Genomic DNA, 18,221 nt, shown 5'->3' on the forward strand with positions numbered 1-18,221 from the left:
CGCGGGCTTGCCCGCTCCCACAGGATCACCACCAACTTCAAGCTTGGTGAAGTACCTGTGGGAGCGGGCAAGCCCGCGAAGAGCCCAACGCAATGCCTAAAGGATACGCCCGTCGTCCTGCGCCCGCTCCAGCTTGATGGCAATGAACTTCGATGTCGGCGTATGGCTGCCATCGCCAATGCTCTCCAGCGGCACCAGCGGGTTCACTTCGGGGTAATACGCCGCGGCCTGCCCGGCCGGGATGTCGAAGGCCAGCAGGGTGAAGCCCTGCACCCGGCGCACATGCTCATCGCCCCACAGCGACACGATGTCGACCTTCTGCCCCGGCTGGAAGCCCAGGCGGATGATGTCGGCTTCGTTGGCGAACAGCACCTCGCGTTGGCCGCGCACGCCGCGGTAGCGGTCGTCCAGGCCGTAGATGGTGGTGTTGTACTGATCGTGCGAGCGCATCGACTGCATGATCAGGTCCGGCAGCTGGCCACTGGCGCGCACGCGCTCATCGAGCAACGAATCCGGCAGCAGGTTGGCCTTGAAGTTGGCGCGGCCGGTGCTGGTCTTCCATTCGCGACTGCCGGCGCTGTTCCCCAAATAGAAGCCGCCTGGGTGTTGCAGGCGCTGGTTGAAACCGCTGAAGCCGGCAATGGTATCGCTGATCAGGTCACGGATGCGGTCGTAGTCGGCCACCAGCCAGTGCCAGTCCACCGGGTGCTTGCCCAGGGTGGCGGCGGCGATGCCGGCAACCACTGCGGGTTCCGAGCGCATCTGCGTCGACAGTGGCTTCAGCTGGCCGTTGGAGGCGTGCACCATGCTGAACGAGTCTTCCACCGTTACCGCTTGCGGCCCGTCGGCCTGCAGGTCGATGTCGGTGCGGCCAAGGCACGGCAGAATCAGCGCCTGCTTGCCGTGGACCAGGTGGCTGCGGTTGAGCTTGGTGCTGATATGCACGGTCAGCGCGCAGTTGCGCAGCGCCTGTGCGGTGCGTTCGGTGTCGGGCGTGGCTTGGGCGAAGTTGCCGCCCAGGCCGATGAATACCCGGGCGCGGCCGTCGAGCATGGCGTGGATTGCTTCGACGGTGTTGTGGCCGTTGTGCCGGGGTACGGGGAAGCCAAAACGCTTCTCGAGGGCGTCAAGCAGGGCCACCGGTGGGCGCTCGTTGATGCCCATGGTGCGGTCGCCCTGCACGTTGCTGTGGCCACGCACCGGGCACAGGCCAGCGCCGGGTGCGCCGATGTTGCCGCGCAGCATCTGCAGGTTGACGATTTCCTGGATGGTCGGCACCGAGTGGCGGTGCTGGGTGATGCCCATCGCCCAGCACATGATCACCCGCTTGCCCCGGCAGTACATGCGTGCGGCCAGCTCGATGTCGGCCAGTGCCAGGCCGGACTGATCCTGAATGTGTTCCCACGGCGTGGCATCTACCACTGCCAGGTAATCGTCGACGCCATGGCCATGTTCGGCAATGAAAGCATGGTCGAACACGGCCGGTTCGCCCTTGGCCTGGGCTTCGCGCTCCCATTGCAGGGCGAACTTGGCCATGCCGCGCAGCAGCGCCATGTCGCCGCCCAGCGCCGGGCGGAAGAACGCGGTGTTGGTCGGCCGGTCACTGTTGGTCAGCATCTCCAGCGGGTTTTGCGGGTGCTGGAAACGCTCCAGGCCACGTTCCTTCAGCGGGTTGACGCACACCACCTGGGCGCCACGCTTCACCGCATCGCGCAGCGGGTCGAGCATGCGCGGGTGGTTGGTGCCGGGGTTCTGGCCCCAGACGAAAATCGTGTCGGCATGCTCGAAGTCGTCGAAGGTGACGGTGCCCTTGCCAACCCCGACGCTTTGCCCCAGGGCCACACCACTGGCCTCGTGGCACATGTTCGAGCAGTCGGGGAAGTTGTTGGTGCCGTAGGCGCGCACGAACAACTGGTACAGGTATGCCGCTTCGTTGCTGGCGCGCCCCGAGGTATAGAATTCGGCTTGGTCCGGCGTGGTCAGCGCGTTCAGCTCGCGGGCTATCAGGGCAAAGGCGGCATCCCAGCTGATCGGCAGGTAACGGTCGCTGGGCGCGTCGTAAACCATCGGCTCGGTCAGGCGCCCTTGGTACTCCAGCCAGTAGTCGCTCTGCTGCAGCAGCGAGGTGACGCTGTAACGGGCGAAGAAGGCCGCATCGACGCGGCGCTTGGTCGCTTCCCAGTTCACCGCCTTGGCGCCGTTCTCGCAGAACTTGACCATGCCGCTTTCCGGCGAATCGCCCCAGGCGCAGCCCGGGCAGTCGAAGCCGCCGTTCTGGTTGGTCTTGAGCAGCGCGCGAATGTTCTTCAGCGCGTTATCGCTGCCGACCCAGGCCTTGGCCACGCTGCGCAGTGCGCCCCAGCCGCCAGCGGGGCCGTGGTAGGGCTTGTAGCGAGGAGTGGAGGCTGGGGCGTTGTCCGGAAGGTGCTGGTACGAGGTCACGGCTGTTACGACTCCGCCGCTGGGCTGTAGACCCGCGGTGCGCTGTGCTTGGGCAAATGGATGAGGTTGAGGTTGTGCTTGCGTGCCCATTGCAGGGCAAGGCCGGTGGGCGCCGACAGGCTGACCAGGGTCTGGATGCCGGCACGCAGTACTTTCTGGATCAGCTCCAGGCTGCAGCGGCTGGTGACGATGGCCAGGCCGCCCTGGCTGTCGATGCCTTGGCGCAGCAGGGCGCCGATCAGCTTGTCGAGGGCGTTGTGCCGGCCGATGTCTTCGCGGCCGAGCAGCAGCTCGCCATGGCGGTCCATGAACAGTGCCGCATGCACAGCCCCGCAATGCTGGCCCAACGGCTGGAAGGCATCGATGCGTTCACGCAGGCCGACCAGCCACTGGGCCGGGGGCAGGGGTGCGCCAGGCAGCACGGCCAGCTCCGGCAGGGCTTGCTCCAGGGCTTCGACCCCACACAGGCCGCAACCACTGGTGCCGGCCAGCTGGCGGCGCTGGTTTTTCAGGTTCCAGAACGCCCGGCTGGAAATTTCCAGGTCGGCGTACATCGCCGAACCGCTGCCGGAGAGTTTCAGGTCGTAGATTTCTGCCGTGCCTTCGACAATGCCGCTGCCAACGCTGAAACCGACGGCGAAGTCTTCCAGGTCGGTGGGGCTTACCAGCATCACTGCCTGGTTCAGGCCGTTGTAGACAATGGCCAGGGCCACTTCTTCGGCCAGCGGGGTGCTGTCGCGTTGGGCGTCGCTGAGCTGGACGTAGTCGTAGGTGTTGCTGGCGGCGGGCATGGACAAGGGCGATGAGGCCGCGCAGACCGGAGGTTTGCTGTTCATCGGGGCGTTGAATACCGGCGGCTTTCTGATAGCACAAGCCTAGGCTTGCGGGCCGGCGGCGTCTAATCGCTAGGCTCTATGCCTTGATAGACCGCGTCGATTGGTCGCACGGGGGGCGGGAGTGGAAAAGCTGGCCTAGACTCGTGTGTCCGAGGTTTCGTCAACAAGGAGAGCGCAATGAGCCTGTTCAGTTTCGTGAAGGAAGCCGGCGAGAAGTTGATAGACCTGCTGACCCCTGGCAATGCCAATGCCGAGGAGCAGCTGAAGAAACACGTGGAAAGTGTCGGCTTGGGTAACCCGAACATCACCGCCACTGTAGAGGGAGACAAGATCACCCTCAAGGGTGAAGTGGCCAGCCAGGAAGAGAAGGAGAAGATCATTCTCGCAGCCGGCAACATCAATGGCGTGGCCAGCGTGGATGACCAGATCACCGTGACCGGGCCGGTGGTGGCGGCGGCCAGGTTTGTTACGGTGAAGAAGGGCGACACGCTGTCTGCCATTTCTGTGGTGGTTTACGGCAATGCCAACCAGTACAACAAGATCTTCGAGGCCAACAAGCCAATGCTGTCGCACCCGGACAAGATCTATCCGGGGCAGGTGCTGCGTATTCCTGACTGATCTCTGAAGCCTGTAGCGGCCTCTTCGCGGGCGCGCCCGCTCCCACAGGTACAGCGCCAGCGTTGAATGTGGCGCTGTACCTGTGGGAGCGGGCATGCCCGCGAATGGGGCGTCACAGGCCTGCCAATAACTCCCGGTAATCCTCGACCGCCGCAAACTCTTCGGTATCCCGCGGCCCTGCCTTGCTATCTGGCTGGCGCACCGCCAGCAGGTGCCCCACCCCAAACCGCTGTGCACTGCGCAAAATTGCCAGCGTGTCATCGATAAACAGGCTGCGCCCCGGCTCAAAGCCGATATCCGCCTGCAACGCATCCCAGAACTGCGGGCTTTCCTTGGGGTAGCCATAATCGTGCGAGCTGATCAGCCGTTCGAAATACGGCGCCAGTTCCACCCGTTCCAGCTTCAGCGACAGCGAGTCGCGGTGCGCATTGGTGATCATCACCACGCGTTTGCCCGCCTTGCGGATTGCCGCCAGAAAGGTATCGGCGTCCGGTCGCAGGGCAATCAGGTCGGCAATTTCCTGCTTCAGCTCACGTATAGGCAGGCGCAGCTCGCGGCTCCAGAAGTCCAGGCAATACCAGTTCAGCGTGCCGGCATTGCGCTCGAACAGCGGTTGCAGCTCCATTTCCGCCATGGCCCGGCTCACCCCGTGCAGCTCGGCATAGCGCTGGGGCAGGTGCTCCAGCCAGAAGCGGTTGTCGTAATGCAGGTCGAGCAGGGTGCCGTCCATGTCCAGCAGGACGGTATCGATGGCAGACCAGGGAATAACAGGCATGGGAAACTCTCGATCAGTCGGCTAGCCGCGGTATAGTAACCCGTTCACGCCAAGGAGCCGCCCCATGCGCCAGAAACCCACCGTCCTCAGCCGCGAAATCGTCGCCAGCAGCCGTCTGTTCCGCGTCGAAGCCGTGCAATTGCGCTTCAGCAATGGCAACGAGCGTACCTACGAGCGTTTGGTGGGCCGGGGTAACGGCTACGGCGCGGTGATGATCGTGGCCATGCTCGACGCCGAGCACGCCGTGCTGGTGGAGGAATACTGCGGCGGCACCGATGAATACGAGCTGTCGTTGCCCAAGGGCCTGATCGAGCCGGGCGAGGACGTGCTGGCGGCAGCCGACCGGGAGCTCAAGGAAGAAGCCGGTTTTGGCGCACGCCAGCTGGAGCACCTGACCGAACTGTCGCTGTCGCCGGGCTACATGAGCCAGAAGATCCAGGTAGTGCTGGCCACCGACCTGTACGAAGAGCGCCTGGAAGGCGATGAGCCGGAGCCGATGCGGGTCGACAAGGTCAACCTGCGCGAGTTGTCGGCATTGGCCATGCACCCGCAGTTCACCGAGGGCCGCGCCCTGGCGGCGCTGTACCTGGCCCGTGACCTGATGATCCAGCGGGGTCTGCTGGAGCTATGAACGACCTGCAACTGATGCACGAAGTGGTCAAGCTGGCGCTGACCGCAGGTGAGGCGATCCTGCCGTTCTGGCGCGCCGATGTGGCCGTGACCAACAAGGCCGACGATTCGCCGGTGACCGCCGCCGACCTGGCAGCGCACCGGGTGATTGCCGATGGCCTGCTGGCGCTGGCGCCGCACATTCCGGTGCTGTCCGAGGAAGACTGCAACATTCCGCTGAGTGAGCGTGAGGGTTGGAGCCGCTGGTGGCTGGTCGACCCGCTGGACGGCACCAAGGAGTTCATTGCCGGCAGTGAAGAGTTCACGGTCAACATCGCCCTGGTCGAAAACGGCGAGGTGGTGTTTGGCGTGGTTTCGATGCCCACCAATGGGCGCTGCTATTCTGGTGGGCGCGGCATCGGGGCCTGGCGTGCAGATGCCGGTGAGGCGGCGCAGCCGATTCAGGTACGCAACGCACCTGCGCAGGGCGAGCGTTTTACCGTGGTGGCCAGCCGTCGACATTCCAGCCCGGAGCAGGAAGCGCTGTTGGCCGGCCTTGGGGCTGCGGTGGGTGAGCTGGAGCTGGCCAATATCGGCAGTTCGTTGAAGTTCTGCTTGCTGGCAGAGGGCAGCGCCGATTGCTATCCGCGCCTGGCACCGACTTCGCAGTGGGACACTGCGGCGGCGCAGGGGGTGGTGGAAGGGGCCGGTGGCGAGGTGATCGGGCTGGACGGGTTGCCGTTCCGGTACCCGGCGCGGGAGTCGCTGCTTAATCCGTATTTCCTGGCATTGCCGGCCAATGCTGCATGGCGCCAGGCCTTCCTGAGCCTGATCTGACGGGTTTCACCCTACCCTGTGGGAGCGGCCTTGTGTCGCGAAAGGGTCGCAAAGCGGCCCCAGGATTTCAGCTTTGCCGCGAGAATTGCCGGGGCCGCTTTGCGGCCCTATCCGACCGGTCCGGCGCCCCGGCAAGGCCGCTCCCACAAAGTCCGCGTAAGTCGTACTAGCGGTGCAGCACGTACTGGCCGCTGAATTTCACCGCTGGCTCGTCACTTCCGGCATTGCTCACGGTGGTTTCCAGCGTCAACCGCGCCCGCCCACGGCGCTGGTACATGGCCAGGAATCGCTCCCAGGTTTTCTCGTCGGGCGCCGCACACCGCGCCACCGCCGCACCGGTAACGGGCAACGGATAACTGATCTGCCCTTCCTGGATGACGATGTGCCCGTCATCGACCCCCAGCGCCCGCAAGCGCAGGTGCAGCCAGCCCCAGCCCGCCAGCACGGCGGCGCAGTACAGGCTGCCGCCAAACATGGTGCTCTTGTGGTTGACGTTGGCCGCCAGCGGCAGTTGCAGGCGCAGGGTGTGCTGCTGCCAATCGATCACTTCCAGGCCCATTTCGCGGGTCAGGGGGATGTCGCTGTGCAGTACGGACTGCAGGTACTGGCTATCGGTGTTCATCAACGGTGGTCCTCGTGGTCGTCATGCCCGCCGCTGCCGCCGTCAAAGCTCAAGCTGTGCTTGCGCAGCTTGTCGTGCAGGGTCTTGCGGGGGATGCCCAGCGCCTCGGCCAGGCTGCGCATGGAGCTGTGTGGCTGGGCCAGTTCGGCAGCGATCAGCGAGCGTTCGAAGTGCTCGACCTGTTCGCTGAGGTTGCCGCTGAGCACTGGCACTGCAGCTGCTGTCGGCGGTGGCGCCTGGCCGTCCAGGGCCAGCTCCAGGCCAAGGGCGAAACGCTCGGCGGCGTTCTGCAGCTCGCGTACATTGCCTGGCCAAGGGTGGCGCAACAGCACGGCACGTTGGGCCGGCTGCAAGGTGTGCGGCGCCAGGCCATGGCGTTGGCTGGCGGCATCAGCGAAGTGCTGGAACAGCACCAGTATGTCATCGCCGCGTTCGCGCAGCGGCGGGATACGCAGCGGCGCCACGTTCAGGCGGTAATACAGGTCGGCACGGAAGCGCCCCTGGTCGGCGGACTGGCGCAGGTCTTCCTTGGTCGCGGCAATGATGCGGATATCCAGCGGGATCAGCTGGTTGCCACCTAGCCGCTCGACCACCCGCTCCTGCAACATGCGCAGCAGTTTTACCTGTACATCCAGGCTCATGCTCTCGATTTCGTCGAGGAACAGCGTGCCGCCGTTGGCGAACTCGAACTTGCCGATACGACGTTTCTGCGCGCCAGTGAAGGCGCCTGGCTCATGGCCAAACAGCTCGCTTTCCACCACTGACTCGGCCAGCGCGCCGGCGTTGATCGCCACGAACGGGCCGTCGCGGCGGCTGGACAAGTCGTGCAGGGCGCGGGCAACCACCTCTTTGCCCGCGCCGGTTTCACCCAAAATCAGCACATCGGCGCGGGTGCCGGCCAGGGCGCCGATCTGCTCGCGCAGGCGCAGCATGGACGGCGAATGGCCGACCAGGCGGGTGGCCAGTTGCTGGCGGTCGCTCAGTGCCAGGCGCAGGCTGCGGTTGTCCAGCACCAGCCGGCGCAGGGCCAGGGCGCGGCGCACGCTGTCGAGCAGGGCGTCTGTGGCAAAGGGTTTTTCCAGGAAGTCATACGCCCCGGCGCGCATCGCCTGCACCGCCAGCGGCACATCGCCATGGCCGGTGATCAGCAGCACCGGCAGCTCGCTGTCGCGGCCGTGCAGTTGCTCCAGCAGTTGCAGGCCATCGATGCCCGGCATGCGGATGTCGCTGACCACCACACCGGGCCAGTCGGCCTCGATACGCTCGGCCAGGCCTTGGGCATCGGCCAGGGCGACCACCTTGAGCCCGGCCAGGTCCAGGGTCTGGCTCAGCGCCTGGCGCAGGTGCGGGTCATCGTCGACCAGGATGACCTGGGCTTGGCTGTCGATCAGTGTCTCGGTGGTCATGCCGAGGAGTCCTCCGAATTGGGCAAAGTAGCGCCAGGCGCGGCCACACGCAGCTGCAGGGTCAGCAGTGCGCCCCCTTCCGGGTGGTTGGCCAGCAGCAGTTCACCGCCCAGGGCGCGCATCAGGCTTTCGCAGATGGCCAGGCCCAGGCCCAGGCCCTGGGTGCGGGTCTTGGTGGTGAAGAACGGTTCCTTGGCATGCTCCAAGGCCTGGCGACTGAAGCCGGGGCCGTTGTCGCGGATGTACAGGTAGACGCAGTCATCGCGCTGCTCGGCACTTAGCCACAAGCGGCGCGGGTTGGCCTTTTCGGTCAGGGCGTCGAGGGCATTGGCCAGCAGGTTGCCGAGCACCTGGCGCAGGCGGGTTTCACCGGCCTGTACCCACAAGGTCGCCTCCGGCAGGTCGCGGATCAGCTCCACGGCCATTGCCCGTCGGCGCTTGGCCAGCAGTGCCAGGGCATCGTCCAGGGCCGGCTGCAAGGCCACGCTTTCCGGGGCATGCCGGTCGCGGCGGGCGAAGGCGCGCAGGTGGGCGATGATCGAGGCCATACGCCCGGTCAGTTCGCTGATCAGCTTGAGGTTGCCGCGGGCGTCATCGGTGCGCTGGTGGTCCAGCAGGATTTCGGCGTTTTCCGCGTAGCTGCGGATGGCCGCCAGCGGCTGGTTCAGCTCGTGGCTGATGCTGGCCGACATGGTGCCGAGTACCGACAGCTTGCCGGCCTGCACCAGTTCGTCCTGGGCGCGCACTGCCTCCTGCTGGGCGTTTTCGCGTTCCAGCACGGCATTTTTCAGCCGGGTGTTCAGGCCTTCAAGGTCGGCAGTACGTTGGGCGACTCGCTTTTCCAGCTCCTGGCGGCCACGGGCTTCGAGGTCGATGCGGTCGATGTAGTGACGCCGCCGTTGCATCACCAGGCCGGCCAGCAGCATCAGTACCAGCAGCGTGCCGGCACCGATGGCCATCACCGTTTGCACCGAGCGGTCGACCAGCATGCGCGGGGCGAGGATGCTGACCTGCCAGCCGGTTTCCTTGATGTCGCGGGTCTGGGTGATCCAGGCGTCCGGGTTGAGTACCAGCGGTTGCGGGGCCTGGGTCGGGTAGGGCTGGATGGCGATGATGGCCTGGCGCTCGGCCTCGGTCAGCGTGCGGGTGGAGCGGAAGCGCCAGTCGGGCCGCGACGTCAGGATGACCACGCCATTGTGGTCGGTCAGCAACAGCTGCTCGGGGGTGCGGCCCCAGAGGGTTTCGGTGTGGTCGAGGTCGACCTTGACTACCAGCACGCCGACGATGCGTTCGCGGTCCCGCACGGCTGCGGCGAAGAAGTAGCCGCGCTTGGCCGAGGTGGTGCCCTGGCCGAAGAACCGGCCCAGGTGGCCGGCCATGGCTTCGTTGAAGTAAGGGCGGAAGGCGAAGTTGCGGCCGACGAAGCTGTCGCGCTTGTCCCAGTTGGACGCGGCCAGGGTGTTGCCGCTGACGTCCATCAGGTACATCACCTCGGCCCCGGTCTGCTGCACGATGTCCTTGAGCAGGCGGTTGGCGTTGGTCACCGCTTCCAGGCGGAACGGGTCGGCCAGCACGCCACGCAGCGCCGGCAGGTCGCCGAGTATCTGCGGCAAGGTTTCGTAGCGGTGCAGGGTGCCGAGCAGGTTGGCGACGTACAGGTCGAGGGTCTGGCGGTTCTGCGAGGCAAGCTCTTCCTGGTAGTAGCGTTCGGCTAGGTGATGCAGGGGCCAAAGCAACGGGGCCAGGCACAGGGCCAACAAGGCCAGGCTGCGCCAGCGGGGACGGCGTGGGGGCGTGGGTTTTGCAATCATCACGTAAATGCGCCAGAAAAGTCTGGCGCAATTATGCGCTAGTTAAGGCAGCAGTTCCGCCTTTGCCAGTGGCAGGCCGAGCTTGTCCTTGTCCGACAGCACCGGTGGTTGCTGCAGCCCCCAGTCGATGGCCAGCTGTGGGTCGTCCCAGCGGATGCAGCGGTCGGCGCCCGGGTTGTAGTAATCGGTGGTCTTGTAGAGGAACTCGGCCGACTCGCTCATCACCGCAAAACCGTGGGCGAAGCCAGGCGGAATCCAGAGTTGGCGGTGGTTGTCGGCCGACAGGTGCACCGCAACCCATTGGCCAAAGGTTGGCGAGCTTTTGCGCACGTCCACGGCGACATCGCGGATTTCCCCGTGCACCACCCGCACCAGCTTGCCTTGGGTGTTCTCGACCTGATAGTGCAGCCCGCGCAGTACACCCTTGATGGAGCGTGAGTGGTTGTCCTGGACGAACTCGGCCTTAACACCGGTTTGCCGCGCGAACTCACGCGCGTTGAATGCCTCGAAGAAGAAACCACGGCTGTCACCGAAAACCTTCGGCTCGATGATCAGTACTTCAGGGATTGCGGTAGGGATGATGTTCATAGTGGCTCGCTGGCCCGTTGCCCAAGTATTGACCCTAGTCGGCCCTGCTCGAAATTTCCGCATGCCGATGCAACAGGATGCATAAGGTGTGGCTATGGTAGACGTCAGACCGGTGGCGGCACCAGACAAGGGTTTGCGCGATTCGATTGTTATCGATTTAATTGCGCAAAGGCCGCGAGCAAATCCCGACTATCGGGCTTCAAATATCGATATATATCGGTTATAAATTGGCAAACGCCCCAGCACACTCCGGCTCAGGGCCATCATAGAGGTCACCCATGAAAACCCTCAACTCCACGCCCCGTGCCGATGGTTTCCACATGCCCGCTGAGTGGGCGCCGCAAACCCAGGTCTGGATGGTGTGGCCGGAGCGCCCGGACAACTGGCGCCTGGGCGGCAAGCCGGCGCAGGCTGCGCATGTGACCCTGGCCAAGGCCATTGCCCGCTTCGAACCTGTGACCGTCGCGGCCTCTGCTGGCCAGTACGAAAATGCCCGTCGCCAGCTCGACCAGCCGAACATTCGTGTGATCGAAATCAGCAACGACGACGCCTGGGTGCGTGATACCGGCCCAACCTTCGTCATCAACGACCAGGGTGAAGTGCGCGGCGTGGACTGGGGCTTCAATGCCTGGGGCGGCTTCGATGGCGGCCTGTACGCACCGTGGAACCGCGACGAGGAACTGGCCGCCAAGGTGCTGGAAATGGAGCGCTGCCAGCGCTACCACACCGAAGGCTTCGTACTTGAGGGCGGTTCGATCCACGTGGACGGTGAAGGCACCGTGATCACCACCGAGGAATGCCTGCTCAACCGTAACCGCAACCCGCACCTGAGCCGCGAGCAGATCGAAGCGGTACTGCGCGATCAGCTGGCGGTCGACACCGTGGTGTGGCTGCCCGATGGCCTGTACAACGACGAAACCGACGGCCACGTCGACAACTTCTGCTGTTACGTGCGCCCGGGCGAAGTGTTACTGGCCTGGACCGATGATTCCAACGACCCCAACTATGCGCGCTGCCAGGCGGCCATGGAGGTGTTGAAGAACACCCGCGATGCCAAGGGCCGCGAGTTTATCGTGCACAAGATGCCGATCCCGGGCCCGCTGTTTGCCTCCGCCGAAGAGTGTGCCGGTGTCGACCAGGTGGCCGGTAGCCAGGAGCGAGACCCGTCGGTACGCCTGGCCGGTTCGTACGTGAACTTCCTGATCGTCAACGGCGGCATCATTGCGCCAAGCTTCGACGACCCTGCAGATGCCCAAGCCAGAGCGATCCTGGCGGAAATCTTCCCCGACCACGAGGTGGTGATGATCCCGGGCCGCGAGTTGCTGTTGGGTGGCGGCAACATCCACTGCCTGACCCAGCAGCAACCGGCGCCGGTCAAGCGCTGAGTACGCAGTGAATGAAGAGGCCCGTCATGTGACGGGCCTTTTTTTGGGGCGACGTCCGGAGGCTCGGGTTGGCATACGTTTTGTATTGTTTTTCAAGCAGATAGCCAGATAGCTTGGCGAAGCCGGGGTATCGGATCTGTAACAATACTTACGTAAATTAGCCGCTCACGGGCCAGGGAGTACGTGCAGGAATGAACGCAGCAAGTGAGTCGGCATTGCGCCCATCGGCAGTGAATCACCAATCGCTCAAGGTTGTGGCGAAGTGGTTGAAACACCATGGAAGCATCAGGGTCAGGACGACCGACCCACGACGTCTGCTTGCCGGACGGTACCCCCAAGGGCTGATCAGCGAAGCAGAGATGCAGGCGCTGATGGCGGTGTGGCACTGACATCAATTACCGTCAATGCCTGAAGGTTGCGCGCAATCGTGTAGGAGCGGCCTTGTGTCGCGATGGGCTGCGCAGCAGCCCCAGCAATCTGTGCTGAGATTGCGATCCTGGGGCTGCTGCGCAGCCCATCGCGACACAAGGCCGCTCCTACAATTGACCGTGTCAATCCACGGGAGGGCTAGAAGCTGTAACTACCCGTCACCACCAGGCTACGCGGGTCCCCCACCTGGATCTGCGCCGCGCTGGTCGCCGAGCTGTAGTAGGTCTTGTCGGCAATGTTGCTCAATGCCGCCCGCACATCCCAGTCATGGGTGCGGTACCCCGCCAGCGCATCCCAACGGCCATACCCCGGCAACACCGTGGTGTTCTGGTTATCCGCGTAACGCTCGCCCACCAGCGTCAGGCCGGTTTCGGCGTACCAGCCCAGCTCGGGTTTCCAGGTCACGAACAGGCTGGCGTTGCGCTTGGCCACGTCGTTGATGCGGTTGCCTTCCTGGCCGTTGTTGTCCTTGACGATGATTGCATCCTGCAGGCCGATGCCGCCGCGTACATACCAGTTGCCAACGATGTTGCCGGTGGCCGTCAACTCGATGCCGCGCGAACGCTGCAAGCCGCTGAGCAAGATGTTATTCGGGTTCTCCGGATCACGGGTGCGGCGGTTGTACAGTTCCAGCTCGTAGACGGCCAAGGTGGTGGTCAGGCGCTGGTCCAGCCAGTCGCTCTTCACGCCGATTTCTTTCTGGCGGGTTTCTTCCGGTTTGGCGTCGTTGCCGTTGCCCGGCGCATCTGGAGTGATGCCGATCAGGCCGCCGCCCACCGGCGAAAAGGTCTTGCTCCACGAAGCGTAGAACGAATGGTCGCGCCACGGCGTGTAGACCACGCCCAGGCGCGGGCTGGTGCTGTTGCTGTCCTGCGGTTCGCGCACGCCATCCTTGTTGGTGGTTTGCACGTCGAATTGGTCGAAGCGCACGCCAGCCAGGATCTGCCACTGATCGTTCAGGCGGATCTGGTCTTGCAGGTAAAGACCACGGCTATCAACCACGGTGTGGTTGTTACTCGATAACCCCAGGTTGCCATTGTGCTGCTGGTTGCGTCCGGGTTTGCCCAGGCCCGGCAGCAGCTGGCTTACGGCGGTATACAGCACCGGGTCACGCTTCTGGTTGCCGAACTCCAGGCCCAGCAGCAGCTTGTGCTCCAGCCCCAGGGTGTCGAAATCGCCCTCGGCTTCCAGGTTGTTGAACAGGTTGCGGGTGTTCAGGTCCTGCTGCCAGCGCTGGCGGGTCAAGACATTGGTGCTGGCGTTGTAGCCCGTGACGTAGGTGTTGTCGAACTCGCTGTCGAGCTTGAACAGGCCCAGGGTATGGCGCAGCTGCCAGGTTTCGTTCAGCTGGTAGTTCAGGCGTGAGCGCAGGGACTGGGCGCGATCATCGATGTAGTCGCGCTGGTCGCCGTAGGTGGTGCCGCGGCTGACGTCGGCCGGGCGACCATTTACCCCGGGGATGCCCCGGTCGGGCGTGCGGTTGTAGCGGCTGTATTCGTACTGCACCAGCCAGTTCAGGTCGGGGGTGATTTGCCAGCTGATCGACGGGGCGAACAGCTGGCGGCTGCCGTCGATACCATCGCGGAAGCTGTTGTTGTCCTGGTTGCCCATGTTCAGGCGTAGGCTGACGGTGTCGCTGGGGTCGGCGCTGAGGTCGGCGTACAGGCTGCGCAGGTCTTCGCTGCCGGCCTGTGCGTTGATGCTTGAGCGGCGGCCGGGCTCTGGTGCCTTGCTGACCCGGTTGACGATGCCGCCCTGGCTGCCCCGGCCATACAGCACCGCCGCAGGCCCCTTCAGCACCTCGACCCGCTCGATGTTGTGCAGGTCGCGGATGTACTGGCTGTCGTCGCGAATGCCGTCCAGGTAGAAGTCGTTGCTGGCCTCGAAGCCGCGGATGCGCACGCTGTCGAAACGGGTGTCGGCGCCGCTGCTGACGTTGGGGATACCCTCCAGCGCCTTGCCCAGGGTGTTGCTGCCGTAGTCCAGCACGTTGGCGGTTTTCACCGTGTCGATGGCCTGCGGCACATAGCGTACCGGGGTGGAGGTTCGGGTGGCGGTGTTCACTTCCTTGACGCGCGGGTTGTCCTTCTCGCGCTCGCTGTCGGCGGTAACCGACGACTCTGGCAGCGTGGTGGTGGCGGCACTGGCCAGGCCGGCGCTGAACAGCAGCGACAGGCCAAGCGTCAAGGGGGAAAGGCGGCAGGGTACAAGCATGGACACATCCGGACCGGGCAGGTGAAAAAGAAGGCGCGAATGGTAATGCTTGCTATTTGCTCTTGCTTGGGTATTTGTAAAGGCTTGTCTTTACATATGTATCTCTTTGTAACAGCTTCTGCCGCCACGGTTTGCCTGCTCACGGGAAATTGTCCGTTCGATCAAAAGGCAATTTCCCACACAAGATAAATTGCCCGCTGATAGCGCAAACCTGCATGGAAATGCACCAGATGCGTCGATAATTTTGGTTATATCAACCTGCATTTCACGACTTTTTGACATTTGTAATCGCACACGGCTAGGATTCGGCCAACGCCTGCTGGCCATGATCTTGGCCAAGCTGCTGCCGAGGGCTGCCGTGCACTTACCGGCTGGCCCACCAGGCTGGATCCGCATAGCGTCGAACCTACGAAGGGGCGTTGGTTCCTGGCGTCATAGTGCAGAGCGTTTTTGATTAAGAAATAAGGAAAACAACATGTTGAAAACCAGGATCAGCCTGGTCGCCTTGGCGATGATCGCCGCGACCCAGGCACAGGCCAATGACCAGGCCGACAGCAAGGGCTTCATCGAGGACAGCCACGCCAACGTCCTTCTGCGCAACGCCTACATCAACCGTGACAAGAAGCACGGCACCGACGACCAGATCGAATGGGGCCAGGCGTTCATCGCCAACTTCTCCTCCGGCTTCACCCAGGGCACCGTTGGCGTCGGCGTCGACGCATTCGGCCTGTACGCCGTGCGCCTTGATGGCGGCAAAGGCCACAACGGTGGCGGCGGCGTCGACTTCTTCAAGCCGCACGAAACCACCAATGCCGACGGCAACGCCAGCTCGCCGCACAACCTGGCCCGTGGTGGCGCAGCAGTCAAATTCCGCATCTCCAACACCGTGCTGAAGTACGGTGACCAGATGCCAGCACTGCCAGTGCTGCAGTACGACGACGCGCGTCTGCTGCCAGAAAGCTTCACCGGTACCCTGATCACCTCGAAAGAGATCGAGGGCCTGGAACTGAACGCCGGCCGCTTCACCCAGGAAGCGCGCAAAAGCGCCGAGCGCCGTGACGGTGGCGGCCTGAAGTCGATCAACGTCTTCGGTGGTAGCTACAAGTTCACCGACAACTTCACCGCTTCGCTGTACACCGCCGACAACGAAGACGTGATGAAGAAGCACTACCTGGGCTTGAACTACGTCTTCCCGATCGCCAGCGACCAGTCCCTGACCCTGGACTTCAACGGCTACAAGTCGGACATCGACAGCAAGTACGTACAAGCCGCTGGCCTGAACGGCGACTCCAACACCATCTGGAGCCTGGCAGCCACTTACGCGTACGGTGCGCACTCGTTCACCCTCGCGCATCAGCGCAGCACCGGCAGCACCGGCTACAACTACGGCTTCTACCAGAACGCCGGTGGCGTGGGTGACGGTGGTTCGACCATCTACCTGGCCAACTCGTACTGGTCCGACTTCAACGCCGAAGACGAGCGCTCCTGGCAGCTGGGCTACGGCCTGGACTTCGGTGCCTACGGCATCCCGGGCCTGACCTACAAGCTGGCCTACGTGGTGGGTGACAACATCAACACCCGCAACGTCGCCAACCCGCAGGGCTTCGGCGAAGGTAAAGAGCGCGAGATCTTCAACCAGATCCGTTACGTGGTGCAGGACGGCCCGGCCAAGGACCTGTCCATCAAGCTGCGTAGCTCGTTCCTGCGTACCAACAACGCCGTGCAGCAGAACGGTTACAACGACGACGGCAACGAAGTCCGCGTATTCGTCGAGTACCCGATCAGCATCTTCTGATCCGCAGTTGTTTGCATGAAAGCTGGGGCCGCGCTGCGGCCCTTCGCGGGCTTGCCCGCTCCCACAGGTATAGCGCCGCCTCCTGATCTGGCGCTGCAACTGTGGGAGCGGGCAAGCCCGCGAAGGGCTGCAGAGCAGCCCCAGTCGTTGTTGTCATGCCGGTTCAGTCTCTTCGTGGCGCACGCGTGATGCCACAGCTCTCGTTGGAATGTCCCCCGTCTCTGGCGCAAAACTGTCGCTGCGCGCCATCCGCCACATCCGTGCATAAAACTCGCTTTCAATCGAGCCACTGAGCAGTTCGCCTGGCTTGAGGAACGTGTGCAGGTCCGAAAACAGCCCGATCTCGCTGGGGCTGATGCGCCGGGCCAGGTGCTTTGGCTTCAGCTCCGAAGGGTGCTCCAGGCCTGCAGCCGCCAGCATTTCGGCCAGTGCGTGCAGCGTGTTGCGATGAAAGCTGGCCACCCGCTCGGCCTTGTCCGGTACCACCAGGGCGCGCTGGCGCAGTGGGTCTTGCGTGGCCACGCCGGTCGGGCATTTGTTGGTGTGGCAGCTTTGCGACTGAATGCAGCCAATGGCGAACATGAAGCCGCGTGCCGAGTTGACCCAGTCAGCGCCGATGGCCAGTACGCTGGCGATGTCGAAGGCACTGACGATCTTGCCCGCAGCGCCAATGCGAATGCTGGAGCGCAGGTTCAGGCCGACCAGGGTGTTGTGCACGAACATCAGCCCTTCGCGCATTGGCACACCCATGTTGTCGCTGAATTCGCGGGGTGCCGCGCCGGTACCGCCTTCCTTGCCATCGACAACGATGAAGTCCGGGGTGATGCCGGTGGCCAGCATGGCTTTGGCGATGCCCATGAACTCCCACGGGTGGCCCAGGCAGAACTTGAAGCCCACAGGCTTGCCGCCCGACAGTTCGCGCAAGCTGGCCAAAAACTGCAGCAACTCGACCGGTGTGCGGAAGGCGCTGTGCGCGGCCGGAGAGATGCAGTCTTCGCCTGCGCGCACGCCACGGGTCTCGGCAATTTCGGCGCTGACCTTGTGCCCCGGCAGGATCCCGCCGTGGCCAGGCTTGGCACCTTGGCTGAGCTTGATCTCGATCATCTTCACCTGCGGCGAGCGGGCCTGTTCGGCGAAGCGCTGCGGGTCGAAACGACCGTCCGCGGTACGGCAGCCGAAGTAGCCACTGCCGATTTCCCAGATCAGGTCACCGCCGTGTTCGCGGTGGTACGGGCTGATGCTGCCTTCGCCGGTGTCATGGGCAAAACGGCCCATGCGCGCGCCACGGTTGAGCGCGGCGATGGCATTGGCGCTGAGGGCGCCAAAGCTCATGGCGGAGATGTTGAAGATAGAAGCCGAGTAGGGCAGGCGGCATTGCGGCCCGCCAATGGCGATGCGGAACGAGGCCGGGTCTGGCGTGGCTACTGGCAGCATCGAATGGCTGATGAATTCGAAACCGGGCTTGTAGGCATCGTTCAGGGTGCCGAAGGCTTTTTCGGCGCTTTCGTTCTTGGCGCGTGCGTACACCAGCGAGCGCTGCGAACGGGAGAACGGCAGCTTGTCGTCGTCACCCTCGATCAGGTACTGGCGGATTTCCGGGCGGATGGTTTCGATCAGGTAGCGGATATTGCCCAGGATCGGGTAGTTGCGGCGCACGGCGTGGTGGCTCTGGCGCAGGTCGTTGAGCCCGACCAGGCTGAGCAGGGCAGTGATCAGTGTGATTGGCCAGAGCCAGGCATGTTGGGGCAGCAGCGGCAGGCTGGCGAAGGTGAACAGCAGGCAGATTGCGAGGCAGGCGTAGCGGCTGGGCAGAGAGTGATTCATGGGTCCATCGCAGGCAGGATGACCGGGCAT

At 63.8% G+C, this 18,221-nt stretch carries 15 protein-coding genes; 6 read left to right on the plus strand and 9 right to left on the minus strand.

Annotated features, from left to right (window positions below):
- Positions 1-96: 96 nt before the first annotated feature.
- Both AK81_RS15915 and fdhD read right to left on the minus strand, forming a co-directional pair.
- Positions 97-2,442: an FdhF/YdeP family oxidoreductase gene (locus AK81_RS15915; RefSeq protein WP_043200316.1), complete on the minus strand. Its 2,346-nt coding sequence runs from the start codon at positions 2,440-2,442 to the stop codon at positions 97-99.
- A gap of 5 nt (positions 2,443-2,447) precedes the next feature.
- On the minus strand, positions 2,448-3,278 hold the full coding sequence (gene fdhD, locus AK81_RS15920; protein ID WP_043200319.1) for a formate dehydrogenase accessory sulfurtransferase FdhD: 831 nt from the start codon (positions 3,276-3,278) through the stop codon (positions 2,448-2,450).
- A gap of 177 nt (positions 3,279-3,455) precedes the next feature.
- Here fdhD and lysM point away from each other — a divergent pair, with 177 nt between their 5' ends.
- Entirely contained in the window at positions 3,456-3,896 is a 441-nt protein-coding gene (gene lysM / locus AK81_RS15925; protein ID WP_043200321.1) for a peptidoglycan-binding protein LysM, read from the plus strand.
- 112 nt (positions 3,897-4,008) lie between these two features.
- Here lysM and yrfG read toward each other — a convergent pair whose 3' ends face one another.
- On the minus strand, positions 4,009-4,671 hold the full coding sequence (gene yrfG, locus AK81_RS15930; RefSeq protein ID WP_043200323.1) for a GMP/IMP nucleotidase: 663 nt from the start codon (positions 4,669-4,671) through the stop codon (positions 4,009-4,011).
- Positions 4,672-4,735: 64 nt separating this feature from the next.
- Between yrfG and nudE the strand changes: the two genes are divergently transcribed.
- On the plus strand, positions 4,736-5,302 hold the full coding sequence (gene nudE / locus AK81_RS15935) for an ADP compounds hydrolase NudE (RefSeq protein ID WP_043200325.1): 567 nt from the start codon (positions 4,736-4,738) through the stop codon (positions 5,300-5,302).
- A complete protein-coding gene (gene cysQ / locus AK81_RS15940) occupies positions 5,299-6,117 on the plus strand; it encodes a 3'(2'),5'-bisphosphate nucleotidase CysQ (RefSeq protein WP_043200327.1) in 819 nt (272 codons plus the stop codon). Before nudE ends, cysQ begins: the two co-directional genes overlap by 4 nt.
- A 166-nt stretch (positions 6,118-6,283) precedes the next feature.
- Here cysQ and AK81_RS15945 read toward each other — a convergent pair whose 3' ends face one another.
- From AK81_RS15945 to rfbC, 4 genes are read right to left on the minus strand one after another with little or no spacing between them, the layout of a single operon-like run.
- Positions 6,284-6,739 (minus strand): YiiD C-terminal domain-containing protein, encoded by a 456-nt coding sequence (locus tag AK81_RS15945; RefSeq protein WP_043200328.1) that lies wholly within the window; start codon positions 6,737-6,739, stop codon positions 6,284-6,286.
- A complete protein-coding gene (locus AK81_RS15950) occupies positions 6,739-8,145 on the minus strand; it encodes a sigma-54-dependent transcriptional regulator (protein WP_043200329.1) in 1,407 nt (468 codons plus the stop codon). The genes AK81_RS15945 and AK81_RS15950 overlap by 1 nt, the downstream gene beginning before the upstream one ends.
- A complete protein-coding gene (locus AK81_RS15955; RefSeq protein WP_043200330.1) occupies positions 8,142-9,956 on the minus strand; it encodes a sensor histidine kinase in 1,815 nt (604 codons plus the stop codon). The genes AK81_RS15950 and AK81_RS15955 overlap by 4 nt, the downstream gene beginning before the upstream one ends.
- A 42-nt stretch (positions 9,957-9,998) precedes the next feature.
- Positions 9,999-10,544 carry a dTDP-4-dehydrorhamnose 3,5-epimerase gene (rfbC, locus tag AK81_RS15960; RefSeq protein WP_043200331.1) on the minus strand — a complete coding sequence of 182 codons (546 nt, stop codon included), beginning with the start codon at positions 10,542-10,544 and terminating at the stop codon, positions 9,999-10,001.
- 278 nt (positions 10,545-10,822) lie between these two features.
- Here rfbC and aguA point away from each other — a divergent pair, with 278 nt between their 5' ends.
- Positions 10,823-11,929, plus strand: a complete 1,107-nt coding sequence (gene aguA, locus AK81_RS15965; protein ID WP_043200332.1) for an agmatine deiminase — start codon at positions 10,823-10,825, stop codon at positions 11,927-11,929.
- A gap of 191 nt (positions 11,930-12,120) precedes the next feature.
- Positions 12,121-12,318 carry a hypothetical protein gene (locus AK81_RS30455; RefSeq protein ID WP_026034717.1) on the plus strand — a complete coding sequence of 66 codons (198 nt, stop codon included), beginning with the start codon at positions 12,121-12,123 and terminating at the stop codon, positions 12,316-12,318.
- 178 nt (positions 12,319-12,496) lie between these two features.
- Here AK81_RS30455 and AK81_RS15970 read toward each other — a convergent pair whose 3' ends face one another.
- Complete coding sequence (locus AK81_RS15970) at positions 12,497-14,572, minus strand: TonB-dependent receptor (RefSeq protein WP_043200333.1); 2,076 nt, start codon at positions 14,570-14,572, stop codon at positions 12,497-12,499.
- 475 nt (positions 14,573-15,047) lie between these two features.
- Here AK81_RS15970 and AK81_RS15975 point away from each other — a divergent pair, with 475 nt between their 5' ends.
- Positions 15,048-16,367, plus strand: coding sequence for an OprD family porin (locus tag AK81_RS15975; protein ID WP_043200334.1), 1,320 nt, complete (start codon positions 15,048-15,050; stop codon positions 16,365-16,367).
- 153 nt (positions 16,368-16,520) lie between these two features.
- Here the strand turns inward: AK81_RS15975 and AK81_RS15980 are convergent, their stop codons facing one another.
- Positions 16,521-18,191 carry an FMN-binding glutamate synthase family protein gene (locus tag AK81_RS15980; protein WP_043200335.1) on the minus strand — a complete coding sequence of 557 codons (1,671 nt, stop codon included), beginning with the start codon at positions 18,189-18,191 and terminating at the stop codon, positions 16,521-16,523.
- Positions 18,192-18,221 lie beyond the last annotated feature (30 nt).

Origin of the sequence: Pseudomonas putida W15Oct28 (genome assembly GCF_000708715.2) — a bacterium.
Taxonomy (GTDB): domain Bacteria; phylum Pseudomonadota; class Gammaproteobacteria; order Pseudomonadales; family Pseudomonadaceae; genus Aquipseudomonas; species Aquipseudomonas putida_R.

Excerpts from the sequence above, each read along its gene's own strand:
- AK81_RS30455 (WP_026034717.1), top strand. The coding sequence starts at position 12,121 with ATGAACGCAGCAAGTGAGTCGGCATTGCGCCCATCGGCAGTGAATCAC.
- lysM (WP_043200321.1), top strand. The coding sequence starts at position 3,456 with ATGAGCCTGTTCAGTTTCGTGAAGGAAGCCGGCGAGAAGTTGATAGAC.
- AK81_RS15950 (WP_043200329.1), bottom strand. The coding sequence starts at position 8,145 with ATGACCACCGAGACACTGATCGACAGCCAAGCCCAGGTCATCCTGGTC.
- fdhD (WP_043200319.1), bottom strand. The coding sequence starts at position 3,278 with ATGAACAGCAAACCTCCGGTCTGCGCGGCCTCATCGCCCTTGTCCATG.
- rfbC (WP_043200331.1), bottom strand. The coding sequence starts at position 10,544 with ATGAACATCATCCCTACCGCAATCCCTGAAGTACTGATCATCGAGCCG.
- aguA (WP_043200332.1), top strand. The coding sequence starts at position 10,823 with ATGAAAACCCTCAACTCCACGCCCCGTGCCGATGGTTTCCACATGCCC.
- cysQ (WP_043200327.1), top strand. The coding sequence starts at position 5,299 with ATGAACGACCTGCAACTGATGCACGAAGTGGTCAAGCTGGCGCTGACC.
- nudE (WP_043200325.1), top strand. The coding sequence starts at position 4,736 with ATGCGCCAGAAACCCACCGTCCTCAGCCGCGAAATCGTCGCCAGCAGC.
- AK81_RS15945 (WP_043200328.1), bottom strand. The coding sequence starts at position 6,739 with ATGAACACCGATAGCCAGTACCTGCAGTCCGTACTGCACAGCGACATC.
- AK81_RS15955 (WP_043200330.1), bottom strand. The coding sequence starts at position 9,956 with ATGATTGCAAAACCCACGCCCCCACGCCGTCCCCGCTGGCGCAGCCTG.
- AK81_RS15980 (WP_043200335.1), bottom strand. The coding sequence starts at position 18,191 with ATGAATCACTCTCTGCCCAGCCGCTACGCCTGCCTCGCAATCTGCCTG.
- AK81_RS15970 (WP_043200333.1), bottom strand. The coding sequence starts at position 14,572 with ATGCTTGTACCCTGCCGCCTTTCCCCCTTGACGCTTGGCCTGTCGCTG.
- AK81_RS15975 (WP_043200334.1), top strand. The coding sequence starts at position 15,048 with ATGTTGAAAACCAGGATCAGCCTGGTCGCCTTGGCGATGATCGCCGCG.
- yrfG (WP_043200323.1), bottom strand. The coding sequence starts at position 4,671 with ATGCCTGTTATTCCCTGGTCTGCCATCGATACCGTCCTGCTGGACATG.